12 protein-coding genes are annotated in these 23,367 nt (G+C 70.6%); all 12 read left to right on the forward strand.

Annotation, left to right across the window (positions count from 1 at the left end):
• Positions 1 to 11 precede the first annotated feature (11 nt).
• The 12 genes from nuoL (at position 12) to AB1046_RS19495 (ending at position 23,336) form a co-directional block, all read left to right on the forward strand.
• Positions 12 to 1,952 (forward strand): NADH-quinone oxidoreductase subunit L, encoded by a 1,941-nt coding sequence (gene nuoL, locus AB1046_RS19440; protein WP_369375779.1) that lies wholly within the window; start codon positions 12 to 14, stop codon positions 1,950 to 1,952.
• A gap of 11 nt (positions 1,953 to 1,963) precedes the next feature.
• Positions 1,964 to 3,559: an NADH-quinone oxidoreductase subunit M gene (locus AB1046_RS19445; protein WP_369370937.1), complete on the forward strand. Its 1,596-nt coding sequence runs from the start codon at positions 1,964 to 1,966 to the stop codon at positions 3,557 to 3,559.
• Positions 3,556 to 5,295: an NADH-quinone oxidoreductase subunit NuoN gene (gene nuoN, locus AB1046_RS19450; RefSeq protein WP_369370938.1), complete on the forward strand. Its 1,740-nt coding sequence runs from the start codon at positions 3,556 to 3,558 to the stop codon at positions 5,293 to 5,295. Before AB1046_RS19445 ends, nuoN begins: the two co-directional genes overlap by 4 nt.
• Positions 5,292 to 6,380 (forward strand): polyprenyl synthetase family protein, encoded by a 1,089-nt coding sequence (locus AB1046_RS19455; RefSeq protein WP_369370939.1) that lies wholly within the window; start codon positions 5,292 to 5,294, stop codon positions 6,378 to 6,380. Before nuoN ends, AB1046_RS19455 begins: the two co-directional genes overlap by 4 nt.
• A gap of 176 nt (positions 6,381 to 6,556) precedes the next feature.
• Entirely contained in the window at positions 6,557 to 12,616 is a 6,060-nt protein-coding gene (locus AB1046_RS19460; protein ID WP_369370940.1) for an Ig-like domain-containing protein, read from the forward strand.
• A gap of 105 nt (positions 12,617 to 12,721) precedes the next feature.
• Entirely contained in the window at positions 12,722 to 13,696 is a 975-nt protein-coding gene (locus AB1046_RS19465) for an AAA family ATPase (protein WP_369370941.1), read from the forward strand.
• Positions 13,693 to 15,021, forward strand: a complete 1,329-nt coding sequence (locus tag AB1046_RS19470) for a DUF58 domain-containing protein (protein ID WP_369370942.1) — start codon at positions 13,693 to 13,695, stop codon at positions 15,019 to 15,021. The genes AB1046_RS19465 and AB1046_RS19470 overlap by 4 nt, the downstream gene beginning before the upstream one ends.
• The gene (locus AB1046_RS19475) at positions 15,018 to 17,483 is read left to right on the forward strand and encodes a transglutaminaseTgpA domain-containing protein (RefSeq protein ID WP_369370943.1); all 2,466 of its coding nucleotides are present in this window, start codon (positions 15,018 to 15,020) and stop codon (positions 17,481 to 17,483) included. The genes AB1046_RS19470 and AB1046_RS19475 overlap by 4 nt, the downstream gene beginning before the upstream one ends.
• 128 nt (positions 17,484 to 17,611) lie before the next feature.
• Positions 17,612 to 19,129, forward strand: coding sequence for an RDD family protein (locus tag AB1046_RS19480; protein WP_369370944.1), 1,518 nt, complete (start codon positions 17,612 to 17,614; stop codon positions 19,127 to 19,129).
• On the forward strand, positions 19,126 to 19,965 hold the full coding sequence (locus tag AB1046_RS19485) for a PP2C family serine/threonine-protein phosphatase (RefSeq protein ID WP_369370945.1): 840 nt from the start codon (positions 19,126 to 19,128) through the stop codon (positions 19,963 to 19,965). The genes AB1046_RS19480 and AB1046_RS19485 overlap by 4 nt, the downstream gene beginning before the upstream one ends.
• A gap of 1 nt (position 19,966) precedes the next feature.
• Positions 19,967 to 21,658, forward strand: a complete 1,692-nt coding sequence (locus tag AB1046_RS19490; protein ID WP_369370946.1) for an FHA domain-containing protein — start codon at positions 19,967 to 19,969, stop codon at positions 21,656 to 21,658.
• Between the two features lie 55 nt (positions 21,659 to 21,713).
• On the forward strand, positions 21,714 to 23,336 hold the full coding sequence (locus AB1046_RS19495) for a serine/threonine-protein kinase (protein ID WP_369370947.1): 1,623 nt from the start codon (positions 21,714 to 21,716) through the stop codon (positions 23,334 to 23,336).
• Positions 23,337 to 23,367: the final 31 nt, after the last annotated feature.

The following is a 23,367-nucleotide window of genomic DNA, read 5'->3' on the forward strand; positions in this document are numbered from 1 at the left end:
ACGTGAACGACGTGATCGGGCTCGCCCCTTGGCTGGTCGGCATCCCGCTGATCGGTGCAGCGATCCTGCTGCTGGGTGGCAAGGCCACCGACCGCTGGGGTCACTGGCTCGGGGTGCTGGCCTCGGCCGCCTCCGCGGTCATCGGCTTCATCCTGATGTTCCGCATGATCGGTACGCCGGCCGAGGGTCGCTCCGTCGACCAGCACCTGTGGACATGGTTGTCCGCGGGCGGCCTGGACGTGGACCTGGGCCTGCGGCTAGACCCGCTGTCGATGACCTTCGTGATGCTCGTGACCTTCGTGGGCATGCTCATCCACGTGTACTCCGTGGCCTACATGGACCACGACCCGCACCGGCGCCGGTTCTTCGCGTACCTGAACCTGTTCATCGCCGCGATGCTGACGCTCGTCCTCGCCGACTCCTACCTGATGCTCTTCGTGGGCTGGGAGGGTGTGGGCCTCGCGTCCTACCTGCTCATCGGGTTCTGGGACACCGGGCGGCCCTCCGCTCGGGAGAACGCGGTGGCGGCCAAGAAGGCGTTCGTCATGAACCGCATCGGCGACATGGGCCTCATTGCGGCCATGGCGCTGATGTTCTCGACAGTGGGCAGCCTCAGCTTCGCGGAAGTGCTGCCCGCGGTCGGCGGACAGGAGGCGGCAAGCCCGCTCATCTCCACGGGCATGGCCACCGCCATCGGGCTGTGCCTGCTGCTCGCCGCGTGCGGCAAGTCGGCGCAGTTCCCGCTGCAGGCCTGGCTGGGTGACGCGATGGCGGGCCCGACGCCGGTGTCCGCGCTCATCCACGCCGCCACGATGGTCACCGCCGGTGTGTACCTCATGGTGCGGTCCGGCCCGATCCTCGAGGCGGCGCCGACGGCGCAGCTCGTCGTGGTGCTCGTCGGTGCCGTGACCCTGCTGTTCGGTGCCGTGGTGGGTACCGCGAAGGACGACATCAAGAAGGCGCTGGCCGCCTCCACGATGTCGCAGATCGGGTACATGATGCTCGCGGCGGGCCTCGGCCCGGCCGGGTACGCGTTCGCGATCTTCCACCTGCTCACCCACGGTTTCTTCAAGGCGGGGCTGTTCCTCGGCGCCGGCTCGGTGATGCACGCGATGGGCGACCAGACCGACATGCGCCGCTTCGGCGGGCTGTCGCGGTTCCTGCCCATCACCTGGATCACCATGGGCCTGGGCTGGCTGGCGATCCTCGGCATCCCGCCGTTCTCCGGCTTCTGGTCGAAGGACGGGATTATCGAGGCCGCGTTCATCCCGGTCGACGGCCAGCCCTGGCGGGCCTGGGTGTTCGGCTCGGTCACGGTGCTCGGCGCCGCGATCACCGCCTTCTACATGACCCGCCTGTTCTTCATGACGTTCGGCGGACGCCGTCCGCGCTGGACGGAGAACCAGCACCCGCACGACCCGTCGCCACTGATGTGGTGGCCGCTGGTCTTCCTCGGCGTCGGCTCGGCCGCACTGGGCGGGGTGCTCGGCATCGGCGGCACGTTCGTCACCTGGCTGGAGCCGGTGGTCGGCCACGCCGAGCACCACGAGCCCGTGCTCCCGGTGCCGGTGATCATGACCCTCACCATCGTGGTCGTGGTCGTGGGGGCGCTGCTGGCCTTCCGGATGTACGCGGTCAAGCTTGTTCCCGAGGAGGCGCCGCGCGGCTCCGTCCTGACCCGGGCGGCCCGCAGGGACCTCTACCAGGACGCGGTGAACGAGGCGGTGGTGCTGCAGAGCGCGCACGGGATCGCCCGGCTCGTCCAGGTCGGGGACAGTGACGTCGTCGACCGCGGCTGGAGCCTCCTGCCCCAGACCGTGTCGTGGTTCGGCGCGCTGTTCCGCAAGGCGCAGAGCGGATACGTCCGCTCGTACGCGGCCGGCATGGCGGGCGGCGTCCTCGTGATCGCCGTCGTCGTGTGGCTCGTGTCCGGGCTCGGTGGTGCCCAGTGATCGGAGGAGAGATGTTTCCGTGGCTGACCGTGCTCATCGCGTGGCCGCTCGTCGGTGCGGCAGTGGTGGGGCTGGGCGCGCTCGGCCGGTCCCGCAGGGGCCCCGCTAGCGCTGGGGTGGGCTTCGCCCGCCCGCTGGCGCTCGTGTTCTCGGTGGTCGAGGTGGCCCTGCTCGTCGGGGCGTTCCTGGCCTTCGACACGACCGCGGCCGCTGAGCAGCAGTTCGTCCAGACCTACCCGTGGATCCCGCAGATCGGCGCCTCGTACGCGGTGGGGGTCGACGGCGTCGGCCTGCTGCTCGTGGCGCTGTCCGTAGTGCTGGTGCCGCTGGTGCTGCTGGCCGCATGGCAGGAGCAGGGGCGGGACGAGGCGCGGCTGCGCAAGTTCGTCGGCCTCGTGCTGCTGCTCCAGGCGTTCATGGTGGCCGTGTTCAGCGCCCGCGACGTGTTCCTGTTCTACGTGGTGTTCGAGGCCATGCTGATCCCGGCCTACTTCCTCATCGGCGGGTTCGGTCAGGGTGCCGGACGGCGCAAGGCGGCCGTCAAGTTCCTGATGTTCAGCCTGGGCGGCGGGCTCATCATGCTCGCAGCAGTGATCGCGCTGTACTTCCAGGTGCCGGTGGACCCCGAGACGGGCCTGCGGGCCTCCGACGCGTTCCTCACCGCGAACCTGGCCGGCCTCGAGCTGGACCCCGTGGTCGGGCGCCTGCTGTTCCTCGGGTTCTTCATCGCTTTCGCGATCAAGGCCCCGATGGTCCCGGTGCACAGCTGGCTGCCCGACGTCGCGGGGAACGCCACCCCGGGCACGTCGACCCTCCTGATCTGCGTGCTGGACAAGGTCGGCACCTTCGGGATGCTGACCCTGTGCCTGCCGCTGTTCCCGGAGGCGTCCCGCTGGGCTGCGCCGTTCGTGATCGCGCTCGCCGTGATCTCCGTGCTGTACGGGGCCATCATGGCGATCATGCAGACCGACCTGCTGCGGCTGGTCGGCTGGACGTCGGTGAGCCACTTCGGGTTCATCATCCTGGGCATCTTCACGTTCACGCCGCTGGGCACCGCCGGGTCGAGCTTCATGATGCTCAACCACGGTCTGGCCACCGGCGCGCTGTTCCTGGTGGCCGGGTTCCTCGTGGCCCGGCACCCGGAGAAGTCGCAGCGGATCACTGACTACAGCGGCCTGCGGTCGGTCACGCCGGTGCTCGCCGGGACGTTCCTCGTGGCGGGTCTGGCGACGCTGTCGCTGCCCGGCCTGGCCACGTTCGTCAGCGAGATCATGGTGCTGATCGGCGCGTTCGGCGGGTCGCCCGCCGGCTCCGCCGGATGGGCGATCGCGGCCATTCCTGGTGTGGTGCTCGCCGCGATCTACGTGCTGCTGACCTACCAGAAGATCTTCACCGGGGCGCCGGCCGCTGGGCTGGAGGCCCTGCCCGACCTGAAGGTGCGGGAGCGCATCGTCGCGGCCCCGCTCGTGGTCGGGCTCCTGGTGCTCGGCCTCGTGCCGAGCCTGGCCCTGACCTACGTGGACGCGCCGGCCGAGCAGTCGTCGGTGGCCATCACGGCGGTCGACGAACCGGCGGATGCCGCCGCGCAGATGGGGAGTAACCAGTGACCGAGTTCGTGGCACCAGAGATCAACTGGCTCGCCCTCGCACCGCTCATCGTGGTGCTGGGTGCGGGTGTGGTCGGCGTGCTCGTCGAGGCGTTCGTGCCGGCCGCGGCCCGCCGGGCGACACAGATCGTGCTGACCCTGGCCGCCCTGGCGGGCGGGTTCGCCTTCGTCGCGGTCCTGTGGCCGCAGATCGTCGTGCAGCCGGTCCAGGTCGTAGGCGGCAGCGTGACGCTGACACCGTTCGCGCTCGGTGCGCAGGGCATCATCGCGGTGCTCGCCTTCCTGGGTGTGCTCGTGGTGGCCGACCGCACCGCGACCGGCCAGGACGCGTTCGCGCCCGCGGCGTCGGCCGTACCCGGCACGTCGTACGAGGACCTGGCCCGGAAGTCGGGCCTGGAGCAGACCGAGATCTACCCGCTGCTGCTGTTCGCGGCGGGCGGCATGATGCTCTTCGCCTCCACGGACGACCTCATCGTCATGTTCATCGCGCTGGAGGTGCTCTCGCTCCCGCTGTACGTGCTGTGCGCGACGGCGCGCCGGCGCCGGCTCCTGTCGCAGGAGGCGGCCGCCAAGTACTTCCTGCTTGGCGCGTTCGCCTCGGCGCTGTTCATCTTCGGCGTCGCGCTGATCTACGGGTTCGCGGGGACGGTGCGGCTCCTGGAGATTGCCCAGGCCGTGCAGCAGGGCGCCCTGCCGCTGGAGGGTATGACCTGGCTGCTGGTGGCGGGCGTGCTGCTGGTAGTCGTCGGCCTGCTGTTCAAGGTCGGCGCCGTGCCGTTCCACGCCTGGACGCCCGACGTCTATACCGGCGCACCCACGCCGATCACCGGTTTCATGGCCGCGTGCACCAAGGTCGCGGCCGTCGCGGCCCTGGTGGAGGTGCTGTACCGGGTCTCGATCGGCGTGCAGGGGGTCAACCCCGAGATCATGCGGCAGCTCCAGATCGTCATCGTCGTGGTCGCCGTCCTGACGATGGTCGTCGGCACAGTGGTGGGCTCCGTCCAGACCGACGTGAAGCGCCTGCTGGCCTACTCGTCGATCGCCCACGCCGGCTTCCTGCTCGTGGGTATCGCGGGCTTCAACCCGCAGGTGCAGGCCTCGACGCTCTTCTACCTCCTGGCCTACGGCATCGCCACGATCGGCGCGTTCGGTGTGGTCACGCTGGTGCGGGAGCGCCGGGCCACCCCGGCCGGGAGCGAGGACAACGGTCCCGTGGACGACGACGGCGTGGTGCTCGGCGAGGCGACGGAGATCGCCCAGTGGGCCGGCCTGGGGCGCAAGGCCCCGTGGCTCACCGCCGCGTTCGCGCTGTTCCTGCTCTCGATGGCGGGCATCCCGCTCACCGCCGGGTTCATCGCCAAGTTCGGCGCGTTCACCGGGGCGACGTCGGGCGGGCTCTGGTGGCTCGCACTCCTCGGTGTGCTCGCGTCGGTGGTCGCCGTCGCGTTCTACCTGCGAATCCTCGTGGTCATGGTGTTCCAGCGCCCGCAGGCCGACTCCGCGGAGTCGGGCGCCGGCGGCGACGTCGTCCCGGCCGGGGCCGGAACGGCCGGGGGGACCGCGACCCTGACGAAGGTGCAGGTCACAGCCGCGCAGCGGGTCGAGGTGACAGTGGTGCAGTCTCGTGGACCGGCCGCCGTGGCCATCGCCGTCTGTGCGATCGCCACAGTGATTCTTGGCATTTTCCCCACTTCGGTTCTTGGTCTGGTGGAGCAGGCAAGTAAGTTCGTGCCGTGACCTCAGCACCGCTGCCGCCCCAGACGACGACGGGTACGTCGGCGTCCGCTTCGCCGGCCGCTCCGAACGACCTGCCCGATCCGATCACGCTCGGCCTACCGATCACCGATCCGGACCTGGCTTCCCGCCTCGCGGAGCGGCTGACGGTGGTCGACGCCGCGCTCCTGGAGGCCGTCGCCAGCGCCGACAAGCTGGCCGACGGCGCCTCCCGGCACCTCATCGACGCGGGCGGCAAGCGGTTCCGGCCGCTGCTGACCCTGCTGACGGGTGAGCTCGGCGACGGTATGGCCCCGGGCGTCGTCGATGCGGCGGTGGTGGTGGAGCTGACGCAGGTCGCCTCGCTGTACCACGACGACGTCATGGACTCGGCGCCGATGCGGCGCGGAGCCCCGGCGGCCCACATGGTGTGGGGCAACTCGGTGGCGATCCTCGTGGGCGACATGCTGTTCGCGCGGGCGTCCGCGCGCGTGGCGGAGCTCGGTCCCGAGGCCGTGATCCTGCAGTCCAGGACGTTCGAGCGGATGTGCCTGGGGCAGCTGCACGAGACCATGGGTCCCGACGACGGCGAGGACGAGGTGGCCCACTACCTCCAGGTGCTGTCGGACAAGACGGCGTCCCTGCTGTCGGCGTCGGCCCGCCTGGGCGCGATGATCGCCGGTGCACCCAAGGCCGAGATCGAGGCCGTGGGCGCGTTCGGCGAGAAGGTCGGTGTCGCCTTCCAGCTCGCGGACGACGTGCTCGACGTCGCCTCGTCCGGCGAGACCTCGGGCAAGACGCCGGGCACCGACCTGCGGGAGCACGTCCCGACCATGCCGGTGCTGCTGCTGCGGCAGCACGTCGCCTCGGACTCAGCCACCGACGAGGACCGCGACCTGCTCGCGGCGCTCGACGGCGACCTGTCCTCCGACGAGGCGCTGTCGGCCGCGTTGGAGCGGCTGCGCGCCCACGCGGTGCTGGCCGAGACGCGGGACCTGGCCGTGCAGTGGGCGCGTGCCGCGTCGGCCGAGCTGGCGCCGCTGCCGGAGGGACCGGTCAAGGAGTCCCTGGCGACGTTCGCCCAGGTATTGGCGGACCGGGCGGCCTGAACCGAAAGCCTGTTCACGTACCAGACGTATTCGTACAATCTGGACGACAGCATGGGTAGTCCTGCCCACCGAAATTCCACGACGAGTCACCCGCCGGCCGGTAGGGTGCTGCCGTTGCGCCTGTGTTGATCGTCCGGGCGGGCCCAAATTCGGTGAAGTGATGAAGAGGAGGACGCATGAGCCTGGCCTCACGCGTGTTCGAGAACCGTCGGTCGATCGTGTCTGCCGGCGTGGTGACCCTCTTCGGTGCGGGGCTGGTGACGTTTGCCCTGCTGTACGACGGTGAGGCAACGGCTGATGTTCAGCTGAACGATTCCGGTGTGTGGGTGACGCAGACGGCGTCGGGCCAGCTCGGCCGGTTCAACTACGAGGCGCGGGCGCTGGACGGAGTGCTGCTCGCAGGCGCGGCAAACTTCGACGTGGAGCAGGATGCGCAGCGGGTCCTGCTGGACAACACGGGTGATTACTCGGCCAATGCGATCGATCCGGCGCAGCTGTCCCTGGGCGGGCTGATGGAGTTCCCGGCGGGGGCGAAGGTTGCTGCCGGTGGTGCGACGACCGCGGTGTACGACCCGGAGACGGGTCTCGCCTGGGTGATCCCGTTCGACTCGGCTTCCTTTGACGAGAAGGAGCTCAAGCCGACGATCAAGGCCGGCAAGGGCGGCAAGCTCACGGTCGGCACCGACGGCACCGTCTACCTCGCCGTGCCGCAGGACCACACCCTGTACACGGTCAAGACCGGAGCGCAGGGCGTGGCGCAGGGCGTGGAGGAGTCGTCGCTGCCCCTGAGCCCGACCGCAGAGGTGCAGATCTCCGCCGTCGGGGACGAGCCGGTGGTGCTGGACCAGTCCACGGGGAACCTGATCCTGCCCGGCGGGGACTCGGTCGAGGTCGAGGATGGCGCGCAGGGCATGCTGCAGCAGCCGTCGGCCGAGGCCGAGAACGCGGTGATCGCAACCTCCAAGGGTCTGGTCTATCAGCCGCTCGGTGGTGGGGATCCGACCACGCAGAACCTTCAGGGTGCTGCGTCCGGGACGCCGTCGGCGCCGGTGCAGCTCAACGGGTGCACCTACGGCGCGTGGAACTCGGGCCAGGTCAAGCGCGACTGCGTGGAGCAGGACAACGACTTCGATCAGGTCCTGGAGGGCGTGGACGCCTCGATGAACCTGGTCTACCGGGTCAACCGGGACGTGATCGTGCTCAACGACGTCGCCAACGGTCAGTTGTGGATGGCGCCGGACGAGTTCCAGCTCGTGGACGACTGGGACCAGCAGACCCCCACGGACGCCGAGGGCGAGAACGACGAGTCCGAGGAAGCCACCCCGGAGCAGGTCGACAACTTCGTCGCCGACCGGAACAAGGCCAACCGGCCGCCGGAGCCGAAGGACGACACGTTCGGGGTGCGGCCGGGCCGCACCACGGTGCTGAACGTGCTGGGCAACGACGTGGACAAGGACGGCGACGTGATGACGGCGTCGGTCAAGTCCGCCCCCGAGGGCGACCTCAGTGTGGACCGGGTGCTGGACGGCGGGGCGTTGCAGGTCGACGTGCCCGCGGACGCGACCGGTTCCACCACGTTCCAGTACGAGGTCGACGACGGCCGCAAGGGCAAGGCGACTGCTGATGTGCGGGTCAACGTGGTCCCGCTCGAGGAGAACAACCCCCCGGAGCAGCCCGGCGAGCCGGTCCTGACGGTCGGGCAGGACGGGCTGGCCAGCATCAAGGTGCTGCCCTACTTCAAGGACCCGGACGGGGACGACCTGTTCCTGACCAACGCGAGCACGGCCGACCCGTTGGACGAGGTCCGGTTCCGCCCGGACGGCACCATCGAGTTCCGTGACGGCGGCACGACCACCGGGCGCAAGATCGTGGACATCACGGTCTCCGACTCGATGAACCTGCCCGCCGAAGGTCGCCTGCTGATCGACGTGGTCGCCACCAACGTGCCACCTGTTGCGGTGCAGGACCACGTCAGCGTCCTCGCCGGCCAGCCGGTCACGGTGCGGCCGCTGGCGAACGACCACGACGCCAACGAGGACAAGCTGCGCCTGACGTCGGTCTCGGAGCAGAACGGGGCGGAGATCGTCCCGAACAACCACGCGGGAACGTTCCGCTTCGACAGCGACGAGCCCGGCTCGTACGACGTGACCTACCAGCTCTCGGACGGGCCCAACGCGACGTTGGGTCTGGTGCGCGTGGACGTTCTGACGCCGCCGGACGAGGTCGGCTCTCCGGTGGCGGTCTCGGACCAGGTGCTGCTGCCCACCGGCGGGTCCGCCCTGGTGGACGTGGTCGCCAACGACACCGACCCCGCCGGCGGTGTGCTCGTGGTGCAGGGCGTGGACGTGCCGTCCGACGCCCCGGTCAAGATCGCCGTGCTGAACCACCAGATCCTGAAGGTCTCCGAGGTCAAGCGGCTCGACGCACCCGTGACCGTCAACTACAAGGTGGCGAACGAAGCGGGGACGGTAACGGGTCAGGTGCGGGTGGTGCCGATCCCGGCGCCGGCTCAGCTCCGGCCACCGGAGGCGGGCCCGGACCTGGCCACCGTGCACGTCGGTGACGTGGTCACCATCCCGGTGCTGAAGAACGACACGCACCCGGACGGCCTGGAGCTCACCCTGACGGACGAGCTGCAGGAGGCGCCGCCGGCGTCGGCGGGGGAGGCGTTCGTCTCGGAGGACACTGTCCGCTTCCGGGCGGGTAGCGAGGCCGGGACGTTCCACGCGGTGTACGAGGTGGCGGACGCCAACGGGCAGAAGGACTCCGCGCAGGTCACGATCAACGTGATCGACGCGCCGGAGAACACCGCCCCGCAGCTGCCCGACATCGAGGCGCGGGTGCTGGCCAACGGCATCGTTCGGATCCCGCTGCCGCTGAACGGCACCGATCCTGACGGTGACTACGTGACGCTCAGCTCCATCTCGGCGGCGCCGTCGCAGGGCAACGCCACCATCGTGGACGGGTTCGTCGACTACAAGGCCGCAGTGGATGCCGCCGGCCTGGACACCTTCACCTACCAGGTGGCCGACACCCGCGGCGCGCTGGGCGAGGGCCTGGTCCGCGTGGGTATTGCGCCCGCCCCGGCTGCCAACCAGCCGCCGCAGGCCACCGACGACGAGACGACCGTGCGGCCGGGCCGCACGGTGGCGGTATCGGCGCTGGAGAACGACACCGACCCGGACGGCGACCAGATCGGCCTGTACACGGACGGCTTCGAGGGCATCGGGGACCTGGAGCCCAAGGCCGTGGAGGACGACGTGGTCGTCACCGCGCCCGCCGAGGAGAACGCGTACTCCTTCTACTACGGCATCCAGGACCGCTACAAGGCGCGCGCCAGCGGCGCGATCACCGTGAACGTCGACGCGAACGCGCCCCTGCTTCGCCCCATCGCCAGGGACGACGTGGTAACCGTGGACAACGTCGATGGCTCGGCCACCGTCACGGTGAACGCGCTGGAGAACGACACCGACCCGGACGGCGTGGCGGCCGAGCTCGAGATCTCCGTGGACCCGTCCTTGGAAACGGTGCAGATCACCGACGAGGGCGCGATCGAGGTGCAGCTCACCGAGAACGCGCAGGTCATCACCTACACCGTGACCGACATGGACGGCCTGGAGGCCAAGGCGTTCGTGCGGGTGCCGGGTGACGAGTCGCGGCCGCACATCAAGCCGGGGCTGGACCCGCTCAAGGCGTTCAGCGGGGAACCGCTGACGATCGACCTCGCCAAGTACGTGGTGGTCAGGGACGGCCATGAGCCGCGGATCACCGAGGAGAACACGGTCAAGGCCCTGGAGGGCAAGGTCGAGGTCTCCGACGAGGACACCGTGGTCTACACCTCCGAGGACGACTACGCCGGTGCGGCGTCGGTCAGCTTCGAGGTGACCGATGGCGCCGGGCCCGACGACCCCGAGGGCCTGACCTCTGTCCTGACCCTGCCGATCGACGTGACGCCGTCCAAGAACCAGCCGCCCAAGATCACCGGTACCCCGGTGCTGGAGGTCGCGGCCGGTGAGGAGGCGCCAGTTGACCTGTCGCGGTACGTCAAGGACCCCGACAAGGACCCCCTGACCTTCGTGGTCGAGGGCAAGGCCGGCGTCACCACGAAGGTCTCCGGGGCCACGGTCACCGGAGAGGTCGAGGCCTCGGTCGCCAAGGGCACCTTCGTGCAGCTTCCCATGACGGTCTCGGACGGCAAGAACCCGCCCGTCGAGGCCGAGCTGACCGTCGAGGTAGTGGCCTCCACCCGGCCGGAGGTGAAGACGACGACGGACGTGGTGCTGGACGCCCACCAGGGTGAGGCGACGACGATCCCGGTACTGGCCAACGACACCAACCCGTTCCCCGAGGAGGATCTCACGCTGTCGGACGTTCCGGTGATCGAGACCGGTGTCGGCGAAGCGGACTACGCGGGCAACCAGCTTGTGGTCACGCCCAACGAGGACTACACCGGCACGATGCAGGTGCGCTACCGCGTGCAGGACGCGACCGGGGACCCGGACCGTGAGGTCGACGGCATCGCAAAGCTGACCGTGCTGGGCAAGCCTGAGTCACCCCGCGCCCCGCGGGTGGAGGAGGTGCGCTCCGAGACTGTGGTGCTGTCCTGGGACCAGCCCAACAACAACGGCGCCGACATCACCGGTTACACCTTGCAGACCGACAGGGGTCAGGAGCACGAGTGCGCCACGACCACCTGTACGTTCGACGGTCTGCAGAACAACGTGACCTACACCTTCACGGTCGTCGCGACCAATGAGGTGGGCGACTCGGAGCCCTCACCGGCCTCGCGTGAGGCGCGTCCGGACGAGAAGCCGGACAAGCCCGCGCCGCCGCGGCTGGACTTCGGCAACGAGAGCCTGACGGTGGCCTGGACCAACCGGTCCTACACCGACCGGTCCCCGATCGAGTGCGTGAACCTGGAGATCAGCCCGGCCCCGGCCGACGGTGCCATCCAGAAGGCGTGCGAGACCAGCAGCCCGATCACCTGGACCGGGCTGGAGAACGGCACCGCGTACACCGTGCGGGTCCAGGCCAAGAACCAGGCCCCCGACCCCTCGGAGTGGTCCGACCCGTCCGCGCCGGAGACCCCGGCCGCGCCCCCGGCCCAGCCGGCCCCGCCGACCGCCAGCCGGGTGGACACCGCCGTCGGCGGCCAGATCAACGTGAGCTGGACTGCGCCCGCGAACAACGGCGCCGCCATCGAGGGCTACACCCTGACCGAGTACCAGGACGGTTCCCTGACGCGCACCCTCCCCGTGACTGGCACGTCGCAGGTTGTCCAGGACCTGAGCACCAACTCGTCCTACACGTTCACGGTGCGTGCCGAGAACAAGGCGGGCGAGTCGCCGGACAGCGGGCAGTCCAACGAGGTAGTGCCGTACGGCACGCCTGACGTGCCTACCGGCGTGCAGGCCAGTCCCGGGAACGGGCAGGCCAACGTGACCTGGAGCGGCATATCGAGCGCGGCCTTCCGTGGCCCGGGGCCCCGGTACGAGGTCCAGGCCAGCGGCGGGGGCGTTCAGAACGCCGGGAATGCGACGTCGTACACCTACGGCGGCCTGAACAACGGGACCTCGTACACCTTCCAGGTGCGGGCCTGCAACCAGTACACGTGCTCCGGCTGGTCTGCTGCGTCGAGCGCGGTGGTTCCCTTTGGCCCTGTGCCAACGCCGTCGATCAGCGCGAGCGGTGGCGACCAGCAGGTCACGTTCACGTGGGACGCGACAGCCACCAACGGGCGCTCCACCACGGTGGCGGTGAGCGGCGCAATCACCAGCACGAACAAGAGCGGTAGGCAGTCGGCATCGGCCGGCTACAGCCAGACGCTCGAGGCGTGCGTCACGGTGACGGATACCGAGGGGCAGACCGCGCGGCAATGCGCCTCGGGCACGGCCGACCCGCGGCCCAACCCGACAGCGACAGTCTCGCGTGGCGCCAGCACCGGTGTCGTGAGCGGCTGCAGCTCCGGCACCTGCAACTACTACCGGGTGACCGTCAGCGACTTCGCGGCGGGCAACCACGAGGTCGCCTGCTGGGCCGGTGACACGTCGGCCTCCGGCGGCCCCAGCGTGTGGCACGACATCATCAACCACGCCACCACCTGGGCCGGCAGCTCGCGGAGGACCTACAACTTCCCGGCGAACGGCTCGATCCAGCTCAACTGCTACTTCGGCCACCCCGGCGTACCGGTCGAGGTCTGGATCGACGGCGTGGAGTACCAGAGATCTACCTGGTAGGACCGGCCGTGACCGGCCGCCGCGCCGTCGGCGGCCGGTCACGCCATGATCAAGACAAACTTTCACCCGATGAACGAGACGTAACGAGCAGTAGGGAAACTTGAGATGACCACGATGACCCCCGAGCAGGCGGCCTGGTTCGCCCAGACCTTCGACCGGCTCGTCGGCAACGTCGGCCAGGCGGTCCTGGGCAAGGCTCCGGTAATCCGCCTTGCGCTGACCTGCATGCTCGCCGAGGGCCACCTGCTCCTGGAGGATGCTCCGGGAACCGGCAAGACCATGCTCGCCCGCTCCATCGCGGCGTCGGTCCAGGGCTCGCACCAGCGCATCCAGTTCACGCCGGACCTGCTGCCGTCGGACGTCACCGGTGTGACGATCTACGACCAGAACACCCACAAGTTCGACTTCCACGCCGGCCCCATCTTCGCCTCCATCGTGCTGGCGGACGAGATCAACCGTGCCTCGCCGAAGACGCAGTCCGCGCTCCTGGAGGTCATGGAGGAAGGCCGCGTGACGGTCGACGGCGTCGCACACGAGACCGGCCGTCCGTTCATGGTGCTGGCCACCCAGAACCCGATCGAGCAGGCGGGTACCTACCGCCTCCCCGAGGCCCAGCTCGACCGCTTCCTGATGAAGACGTCGGTGGGCTACCCGGATCACGCCTCCACGGTGGAGATCCTGTCGGGGGCCGCGCTGAAGGACCGCAGCTCGGCTCTGCAGCCGATCATCACCACCAAGGCCGTCACCGAGATGGCCGACCTGGCGGCGACCGTGCACACCGACACCGCGGTGCTGGAGTACGTGTCCCGCCTCTCCGAGGAGACGCGTAACGCGCACGAGGTGCGCGTGGGCGTCTCCGTCCGTGGTGCGCTGGCCCTGGTGCGCTGCGCCAAGGTCTGGGCCGCCGCGCACGGGCGCAACTACGTGCTGCCCGACGACGTCAAGGAGCTGGCCCAGCCGGTCTGGGGCCACCGCTTCGTCCTGGACCCGGAGGCCGAGTTCGCGGGCGCCCGCCCCGACGTCATCCTGTCCCGGATCATGGCCGACGTCGCAGCGCCGCAGGAGCGGGCCGCGGTATGACAACCACCGGGATCGGCGCAGGGGGGTACGGCAAGCGCCAGGACAAGCCGCGCGGCCTTGCTGGAGCCGTCGCTGCGGGGCGCGCGCAGGTGCTGCGCGGCCGCCGTGGCTCGGTGACCGTCGCCGCAGCCATCCGTTCGTGGGCGAGGGCCGTGGGCAGCGTGCTCGCGCCGATCCGCCAGACGTTCAGCACGTTCGGGATCGCGGTGACGATCATGGCGGTCGCCGCCTGGGTCGCCGGGCTCATGCTTGGCTGGCTCGAGGTGCTGGTGGCCGCGATCGTGCTCACCGTGACGCTCCTGTGCGCCATCGTGTTCGTGCTCGGGCGGTTCAAGTACGACGTTGTGCTCGACCTGGCACAGGCGCGCGTGACTGTCGGCGACCGCGCCGTCGGCCGGCTCGACGTGCGCAACGCGTCGAGCCGCCCGCTGCTGCCGTCCGTGATGGAGCTCCCCGTGGGCACCGGCACCGCCGCGTTCCCCGTGCCGCGCCTCAAGGGCGGCGGCTCGCACGAGGAGATCTTCACGATCCCGACCCGACGCCGCAGCGTGATCACCGTCGGTCCCGTCAAGTCGGTCCGTGCCGACCCGCTGGGTCTGCTGCGTCGCGAGATGACGTGGACCGGCGAGCAGGAGGTCTTTGTGCACCCGCGCGTGAAGAACCTCACGGGTTCCTCGACGGGCTTCCTCAAGGACCTCGAGGGGCGGATCACCAACGACATCACTAGCTCGGACGTGAACTTCCACGCCCTGCGTGACTACGTGGCCGGCGACGACCGGCGGCACATCCACTGGAAGACGACGGCGCGTACCGGCCAGCTCATGGTGCGGGTGTTCGAGGAGACCCGGCGTTCGCACCTCGCGGTGCTGCTGTCCACGCGCGCCGAGGACTACGCGAACGAGGACGAGTTCGAGCTCGCCGTCAGCGTGTGCGGCTCCCTGGGCCTGCAGGCCATCAAGGAGGACCGCGGCGTCACCGTGCTCGTCAACGAGGCCACGCTGCACGGTGACCACCGCACTCGCCTGATGGACGACCTCTCTCGGATCGAGATGGAGTCCCGCAAGTCCAAGCTGGTGGACCTCGCCCGCGCCGCGAGCATGGCCGCCGCCGACTTCTCGGTGATCGCGTTCATCGTCGGCAGCAGGGTCACGCCGACCGAGCTCCGTGCGGCGTCGGCACGTGTTCCCGCGGGGGTGCAGGTCATGGCCATCCAGTGCGTGCCGGGCGCCTCCCTGGGCCGGCATGCCATCGCCGAGCTGGGGGTGCTCACCCTGGGCCGCCTCGCGGACCTGCCCCTTGCCCTGAAGAAGATGAGCGACGCATGAGTGACGAGAACACGCGGGGCAATGCCCCGGCGGCTGGACGGACGCAGAGCAGCCAGACGCCGTACGGCACCGGTCCGGGTTATCGGACCGGTACGGGTCGGGGCACCACGCGCCGCAAGGAGGCGGACCGCCCGCGCGCACTGACCCGGCTCGCCCTGGTCGACCTGGCGGCGCTTGTTGTGATGCTCGGTGCCGTCGCCATCGGCTTCGGGCCCGTCTGGGGCTCGCTCGGCTACCTGCAGCCGACCATCGGTGGCGTCGTCGTCGGGCTCGGGATCGCCTGGCTGGGCGCCTGGCGGCGCTTCCCCGCCGTCGTGGTCACGGCCCTCGCCGTACTGGCCTACCTCTTGTTCGGCGGCGCGCTGGCGCTGCCGCACACCACCATCTTCGGTGTTGTCCCCACCCTGGACACGCTGCGCGAGCTGCTGCTCGCCTCCGTGGAGGGCTGGAAGCAGTTCGTCACCACCGTGCCGCCCATGCGGTCGTTCCCCGACCTCGGCGTCGTCCCGTTCCTGCTCATGCTCATCGTGGCACTGGTCGCGGGCACCATCGCGTGGCGCGCGAAGCATGCGGTCTGGGCAGTGGTACCGGTCGTCGTCAGCCTGGTCGGCGTCATCCTGCTGGGCACGGTCAACGAGGCGCTGCCCGTCGTGCAGGGCCTCGTGATCGCCATCGTGGCCCTCCTCTGGGGTGGGGTGCGGGTCATGGAGGCGCGCGTCGGCACGCACTCGATCAGCACGGAGTCCAGCCGTGAGGCCACCCGGCGGCTGCGCTGGTACCGCGTCCGCACGGGCGCCACGATCCTGGCCGTCGCTGCCCTCGCCGCCGGCTTCACGGCGCCGATCCTCATGCCGTCGGGGCAGGACCGGGTGGTGCTCCGCGATGCGATCGTCCCGCCCTTCGACGTGCACCAGTTCACCAGCCCGCTCGTGGCGTTCCGGCACTACGCGAAGGACGTCCGTGAGGAGGAGATCCTCACCGTCAGCGCGTATCCCGAGGGCGCCCGGATCCGGATCGCGACCCTCGACCAGTACGACGGCGTGGTCTACGACGCCACTGGCAAGGGCGGCGACACGGGTGTCTACACGCGCGTCGGCGAGGAGATCGCGACGACCGACAAGGGCACACCGATCCCGATCCAGGTCGACATCCTGAACTACAGCGGCGTCTGGGTGCCCGAGATCGGCAACCTCACCGGCCTGCAGTTCAAGGGCAGTGACGCCGAGGCGCAGATCGACGGCGCGTACTACAACACGGACACCAGCACCGCGCTCACCACCGCGGGCCTCGGGCCGGGCGACTCCTACACCCTGCACACCCTGGTAAAGGAACAGCCGGACGAGGAGACCCTGCTGCAGGGCACGATCATGGACAAGAACCTGCCGGAGACCGACCCGAGCGTGATGCCGCCGGGCCTGGCCGGCAAGGCCACGCAGTTCATGGGAACAACGACCAATCCGGCCGAGAAGCTGTTCCTGATGCGCGACGCCCTGCAGGACTCGGGTGTGTTCTCCAGCGGCCTCGCGGACCAGACTCCGTCCCGGCCGGGCCACTCCGCCGAGCGCGTCAACACGCTCGTCGCGGAGGAGAAGATGGTCGGCGACGACGAGCAGTTCGCCGTCGCGCTCGCCCTCATGGCGCGCCAGGCGGGCATCCCGGCCCGGGTGGTCATGGGCTTCTACCCCGACAAGGACAGCGACTACGTCGAGGGCGAGCCCTGGACGGTGCTCGGCAGCGACGTGCACGCCTGGATCGAGGTGCCGTTCGAGGGTTACGGCTGGGTGCCGATCGACGCCGTCCCGGACGAGCAGCCGCAGATCCAGCCCCTGCCGCAGAGCAGGCAGGAGCCGAAGCCGCCGGTGCTCCAGGACCCGGAGCCGCCGGAGGAGCCCGACCAGGCGAAGGCCGGCAGCGTCGAGGACGACGAGCAGGACGAGGCGGAGAACGACCCGTTCGACTGGGGCCTGCTCGGGATGATCCTGCTGGCGGTCGGTATCCCGCTGTTGGTGATCCTGGGTCCGATCGTCGCGATCCTTGCTTACAAGGCCCGACGCCGGACGGCGCGGCGCACCGCCGAGCAGCCGGCCGACCGCATCAGCGGCGGCTGGCACGAGGTGGTCGACGTCGTGACCGACCTCGGGACAGTGGTGCCGCTCGGGGCGACCAGGCGCGAGAGCGCCGGGGTCATCGCCGGGGAGCGCCAGGCGCCCTCCAGCCTCATGCTCGCGCACCGAGCGGACGCCTCGGTCTTCGGACAGGGTGAACCGTCGCCTGCTGACGTCGATTCCTTCTGGCTAGAGGTCGACGAGCTGGTGGGCGGGTTACGCTCCAGCGTGAACAAGCGGCAGAGGATCATCGCAGCGTTGTCGCTGCGTTCCGTCTGGGCGCGTATGGGCGGTGGACGCGGGGTGCTCGCCATGATCGGCGAGCTCGGGTCCCGGCGGAAGAAGGAGAGTCGATGACGGACGTGGTCTGCGCTGGCTGTGGATCGACACAGCGAGAAGGCGCGCCGTTCTGTGCTGCGTGCGGGCGGGAGTTCCCCCGCACCGGCCGGCCCGTCATGGAGCAGGCTCCGCCGCCGAGGGGCCAGGTGCAGCAGACCGCTGCCCGGGCCGCCGCCGGCCGGGGCGGCTCCGGATCCGTGCCCATCGTGGAGAGCCACCCGCCGATCACCACCGAGGTCGAGGTATACACGGCCACGCAGATCCCCAAGTCGGGTACCGTGCCGCCGCCGTTGGCGGCGCCCTATGCGGGAGTCGGCAAGCGGTTCCTGGCCTGGCTGATCGACGGTGTGGTCGGCGGTGTGCTGGCTGGCATCGTCATGGGTATCGGCAGCCTGTTCATCGAAAGGCCGTCGGGCACCGTAGTGCCGTCGCAGGAGCAGACGGCCGAGATGCTGGGGCAGTTCTTCGTGGTCTATCTGATCGCTGGGTTCGTGGCCTTCGGCTACTGGCTGGCGATGTGGATCTGGGAGGGGCGGACCGGCCGTACGGTCGGCAACGCCGCGATGGGGCTGCGCACGGTCTCCGTGGAGGACCGCGAGCCGATCGGGTTCGGCCGGGTCATCCTGCGGGTGCTCGTGCTCGCTGCGGGCGCCGTGGTGCTCGGCATCGGTCAGCTCGTGGTGCTGCTGAGCCCGCTGTGGGACAAGGGCGACAAGGTCCAGGGCTGGCAGGACAAGGCGGCCCGCTCCGTGGTGATCGATACCCGTGCCCCCCGGATCATGATGTCCACCGGGCTGGCACCGGTCGCCCCTGGTCCCCGGGCCCCCGGGCTGCCCGCCCTGCGCCCGGCCGCGCCGTCCTTTGGTCAGCCCGGCTCGGCTCAGCTGCCGTCCCGGGCACCCGTCGGGCCGCAGGCTCCGGTACAGGCGCCCGTGGCGGCGCCGGACCCCTGGGCGTTCCCGCAGAGCCCGGCACCCGCGGCGGCAGCGCCGACCGGGGACGGCCTCATCACGGGGATCCCGGGGAGTGCGCCCGGTGCGCCGCCGGCCGGCCCGATGCAGCAACCGGTTCAGCCGGTTCAGCCGGTCCAGCAGCAGCCGGTTCAGCCGGTTCAGCAGCAGCCAGCCCCCGCGCCGGCGCAGCGCCCCGAGTCGGCCTGGCCGTCCAAGACCTGGCCCGCTCCGCAGGAGCAGGTGGCTCCGCCAGTGCAGCAGCCGGTCGCCCCGCCGGTGCAGCAGCCGGTCCGGCCCGAGCTCCCGCCCCAGCGCGACGAGCTGTCCGACGCGACCCGGATGCAGGCCCCGGTGCTCGAACCCGCGGCGGTGGCGACAGTGGTGATCGAGCTCGAGTCCGGCGAGCGGCGTGTCATCGACGGGCCGGCCCTGGTGGGCCGCAACCCGCAGGCCACGGATGGCACCGGCGTCATCCTGGTGCGGGTCGACGACCCTACCCGGTCCGTCTCGAAGAACCACGCCGAGCTGGGCGTCGACTCCGCCGGCCTGTGGCTGACGGACCGGGGCTCCACGAACGGCACCGTCGTCTCCGCCCCCGGCCGCTCGCCGCAGGTCGCCGAGCCGGGCGCGCGGGTCCGCGTGCCCGTCGGCTCGACCGTGCACGTCGGCGACCGGCGCATCCTGGTGCATCGCAACGAGACCCGGGCATGACCCAGCAGGAACAGGGACTGACGACGACCTGGGGCGCGGCCTCGCACCAGGGCCGCCGCCGGTCGCTGAACGAGGACGGATACCTGGCCACCGGCCGGGTGTTCTTCGTTGCCGACGGCATGGGCGGCCACGAGGCGGGTGAGGTGGCGAGCGCCGAGGCGTTGTCCGCGCTCAGCGGTCTCGCCGACGTGGAGCAGGTGGAGCCGGCGCTCGTCGAGGCGTTCCTCGAGATCGCGCAGCAGCGGGTCCGCGCCATCGAGACGGACTCGGGCAACGCGCCCGGGACCACGCTCACCGGCGTCCTGGTCGACGACCGGGAGGACGTGCCGTACTGGCTGTTCGTCAACGTCGGGGACTCGCGCACCTACATGATGACCGGTGGTGTGCTCGCGCAGGTGAGCGTGGACCATTCCGAGGTCCAGGAGCTTGTCGACGCGGGTGCCATCACCATGGACGAGGCCCGTCGGCACCCCCGGCGGAACGTGATCACGCGCGCGCTCGGCGCGCAGGACGACGTCCGGGCCGACTTCCGCTACATCCCGGTCACGCTGCACGACCGTGTGCTGATCTGCTCGGACGGGCTCACCGGTGAGCTGACCGACCAGCAGATCACCAAGATCCTGCTTGAGCAGCCCGACCCGGAGCGAGCCGCCGCGTGCCTCGTGGACGCCGCGATCCAGGCCGGCGGCCGGGACAACATCACGGTGGTCGTGGTCGACGTGACGGGTGTGGAACACGACACCTTAGGCTCGTCAACAGCACCGCGGCCGGGTGCGGAGCCGGACGAGGACACCCTGCCGCGCGAAGAGCACGACGCAAGGAGCCAGGGGGTCTGAGATGACTGTGCACTACAGCGAAGGATCAGCACGGGCGGTGGTCCGCAACGGCACGGTGGTCGTGCTGCCGGGCAAGGCGCAGGCCGGCGTCGTCGACGCGCTCTGGACCGCACTGGACCGGCCCGACGGCGGCGTCGCGGCCACTCTCGCCGTGCTGGCCGCGGATGGCCTGGCGCAGACGCCGCCGTTCGCCGTCGTCTCGCTCTCGAGCGGTGACCCTGCGACGGCCGCTCACGTCGCCGTCCGCGGGACCGGCGTGAAGGTGGTCGTCAGCGCCGCGGGCGCCGGAGGCCCGGTCGAGGTGACCGGCGCGGGCGTCGTCACGTGGTCGGAGCGGGTGGTGGACGGCCCGACGTCGTTCGCGATCACCACCGACGAGGTGCCGGCGGACGAGGAGTTCCCGGTGCAGGCGGCAGTGGTGCGCGCGAGCGCGCTGCGCCGCACCCTCGTGGACGTGCCGGAGACGGCGACCCCGAGCGCCCCGGTGGGCCTGGTGGAAGTACCCGCGTTCTCCAGGGTGCCGGACTCGGGAGCCGGCGGGCGTCGGAGTGCCCGGCCGCTCGGGGGTCTCTCGGCAGCGCTGCCCGGCGGGCAGGCCTCCGGCGAGACGATCGTGCCGGGCGCGCTCGACGTGCCCGAGCTCATCGGTGGCTCCGAGCCCGAGACAGCGGCCGAGGCCGGGTCCGGGGCAGATCCGGAGCCGGACCCCGCGCCCGAACCCGCGTGGTCGCTCGGGGCGGTCTCCGCTCCTGACGAAGCGCCGAGCACGGACATCAACGAGGCCACGCAGTTCGGTGCCGAGGACGACTACGGCCACCTGTTCGGCGACACGGTCATGCGCCGGGTCGAGGACGCAGCGGTGCGGCAGGGCGAGGACGAGGACGAGAGCGAGGAGGCACCGGCGTCCGAACCGGTGCCGGCCTCGACCCCCCTGCCGTCGCCCCCGCCCGTCCCGGACCCGCCGCAGGAGGAGCCAGCGGGCGACGGGCTGATCTCGAGCGTGCCGGGCGGCTGGTCCGGTGCGTCGTCGTCGCCCGACCCCGCGCCCGGAGTGACGCCAGGCGGAGCGCAGCGGGCTGCCGCGGTCGAGGCGGCGCCCGTCGACGCCGAGGACCACGACGGCCAGACAATGATGTCCTCCGACATCGCCGCGCTGCGCAAGGCGGCCGGCGCGGGCACCCCCAAGTTCACCGCGGGCATCCTGCCGGGCGCCCCGCGGATCCTGGGCCGGGCCTGCCCGCAGGGGCACCCCAACCCGCCGACCAGCGACCGGTGCCGCACCTGCGGTGAGGAGATCGAGAGCGACGCCGAGCTGGTCTCTCGTCCCTCGCTCGGGCAGATGCTCGTCACCGGCGGTGTCCAGCCGGGGCTGGGCAACGGGCAGGTGGTGGAGCTCGACCGTCCGGTGATCGTCGGACGGCGCCCGCGCACCAACAACGCCTCCGCAGACCAGACCCCGCGCCTGGTGACGGTGGCGAGCCCGGACCAGGACATCTCCCGCTCGCACGTCGAGATCACCCTCGAGGAGTGGCACGTGCTGGTCGCGGACCTCGCGACCACCAACGGCACGACGCTCCTGCGGCCGGGCCAGCAACCCCGGCGTCTGCACCCGAACGAGAAGGTGATCGTCGTCGAGGGCGACGTCGTCGATCTCGGCGACGGAGCGACCCTGACCTTCGAAGGCATCTGGTGAGGGCTGCTACTGCCCCCAGTGCCGATGAGTGCTCCACCATCAACCAAGGAGAAGCGTGAGCAGCAAGCGTGCGCCGTCAGCGCCGCCCCACATCGCCGGGTTCGAGTACAAGAAGCTGATCGGCTCGGGCGGGTTCTCGGACGTGTTCCTGTACGAGCAGCAGCGCCCGAAGCGGCTGGTCGCCGTCAAGGTGCTCCTCAAGGAGCACGCGAGCGACGCCCAGCGCGTGGCGTTCGACTCCGAGGCCGACCTGATGGCGGTCCTGGGCAACCATCCCTCGATCGTGACGATGTACGAGGCGAGCGTCGCCGACGACGGCCGCCCCTACCTGGCCATGGAGTACTGCTCCCGCCCCAACCTCGGCGCGCGGTACCGCTCGGAACGCTTCTCGCTGGCCGAGGCGCTGCGCACCACCATCCAGATTGCCGGCGCGGTCGAGACCGCGCACCGGCTCGGGATCCTGCACCGTGACCTGAAGCCGGCCAACATCCTGGTGACGCAGTTCGGGCACCCCGTGCTGACCGACTTCGGCATCTCCTCGACGGTCGACCAGGCGTCGGCCGCCGAGGGTATGTCCATCCCGTGGTCCCCGCCGGAGTCGTTCGGCGACCCGCCGGTAGCGGGCAAGACGACGGACGTCTGGGCGCTGGCCGCCACCTGCTACACGCTGCTTGCCGGGCGCACACCGTTCGAGGTGCCCGGCGGTTCCAACACGTCCGCGGACCTCGTGGCGCGGGTCGAGCAGGCGCCGCTGCCGCCGATCGGGCGCAACGACGTGCCGCCGTCCCTGGAGCAGGTGCTCCGCATCGCCATGGCGAAGCACCCCTCCTCGCGGTACCCGTCGGTGCTGGCCTTCGCCCGCGCGCTGCAGCAGGTCCAGGTGGGCCTGGCGCGCGACATGACCCCCATTGACCTCCTCGACGAGACCGGTGCGGTCCAGGAGGAGGAAGGAAAGGACGACGACGGTACCCGGCTGAAGAACGTCACGGCCATCGACCCGGGGCAGCGGCCTGCCCCGACGTCGTCCGGTGCCGGTACCTCGACGTCGGGGGGCTTTGCGCCGTCGGCCTCGCAGTCGTCCGGGTGGGCGCCCCAGGCGGGCGGGACCAGCTCGCGGACGACCGTCCCGGCCATGGACGTGCCGGTCGCGTCGGTCGGCTGGGAAGCCCCGCCCGTGGAGGAGACGGTGCACCGCACTCGGGGACCCGAGACGCAGGAGCCACTGCCTCAGGAGCCCGAGCCGGAGAAGTCGCCGTGGGGGACCGTGGCGCTCGTGGCCGGTGCGGTGGTCCTGGTGGCGGTCATCATCGTGGGCTGGATCGCCCTCAGCGGCGGGGGCGGGGACCCCGACCCGGAGGACACCTCGACGGTCTCGGCCGAGGACCCGCCGGACGCCCCCGGTGCGGGCTACGTGCCGCCCGTCCAGGACCTGGAGCACAGGGTGCAGGGCGACGAGGTGGTCTTCACCTGGAGCCCGCCGAATTCAGGGGCGGAGGGCGATACGTACGGGTACCGTGTGCTGTCGATCGTCAATGGTGAGACCGGCTACACCGAGGTCACGGAGCCCACGGTGACCGTGGCACGGTCCGACAGCGAACCGACCTGCGTCGAGGTCGTCGTGCTGCGTGCCGGGCGGGCGTCGAACCAGCTGGTGAACGACTGCGCCGACGCGGGCTGATCGACCCCGGCCGAATGGCCGGCTGACAGGG

Origin of the sequence: Promicromonospora sp. Populi (assembly GCF_041081105.1) — a bacterium.
In the GTDB taxonomy this organism is placed as follows: Bacteria; Actinomycetota; Actinomycetes; order Actinomycetales; family Cellulomonadaceae; genus Promicromonospora.

Excerpts from the sequence above, each read along its gene's own strand:
- AB1046_RS19445 (WP_369370937.1), top strand. The coding sequence starts at position 1,964 with ATGTTTCCGTGGCTGACCGTGCTCATCGCGTGGCCGCTCGTCGGTGCG.
- AB1046_RS19460 (WP_369370940.1), top strand. The coding sequence starts at position 6,557 with ATGAGCCTGGCCTCACGCGTGTTCGAGAACCGTCGGTCGATCGTGTCT.
- AB1046_RS19465 (WP_369370941.1), top strand. The coding sequence starts at position 12,722 with ATGACCACGATGACCCCCGAGCAGGCGGCCTGGTTCGCCCAGACCTTC.
- AB1046_RS19470 (WP_369370942.1), top strand. The coding sequence starts at position 13,693 with ATGACAACCACCGGGATCGGCGCAGGGGGGTACGGCAAGCGCCAGGAC.
- AB1046_RS19475 (WP_369370943.1), top strand. The coding sequence starts at position 15,018 with ATGAGTGACGAGAACACGCGGGGCAATGCCCCGGCGGCTGGACGGACG.
- AB1046_RS19485 (WP_369370945.1), top strand. The coding sequence starts at position 19,126 with ATGACCCAGCAGGAACAGGGACTGACGACGACCTGGGGCGCGGCCTCG.
- AB1046_RS19490 (WP_369370946.1), top strand. The coding sequence starts at position 19,967 with ATGACTGTGCACTACAGCGAAGGATCAGCACGGGCGGTGGTCCGCAAC.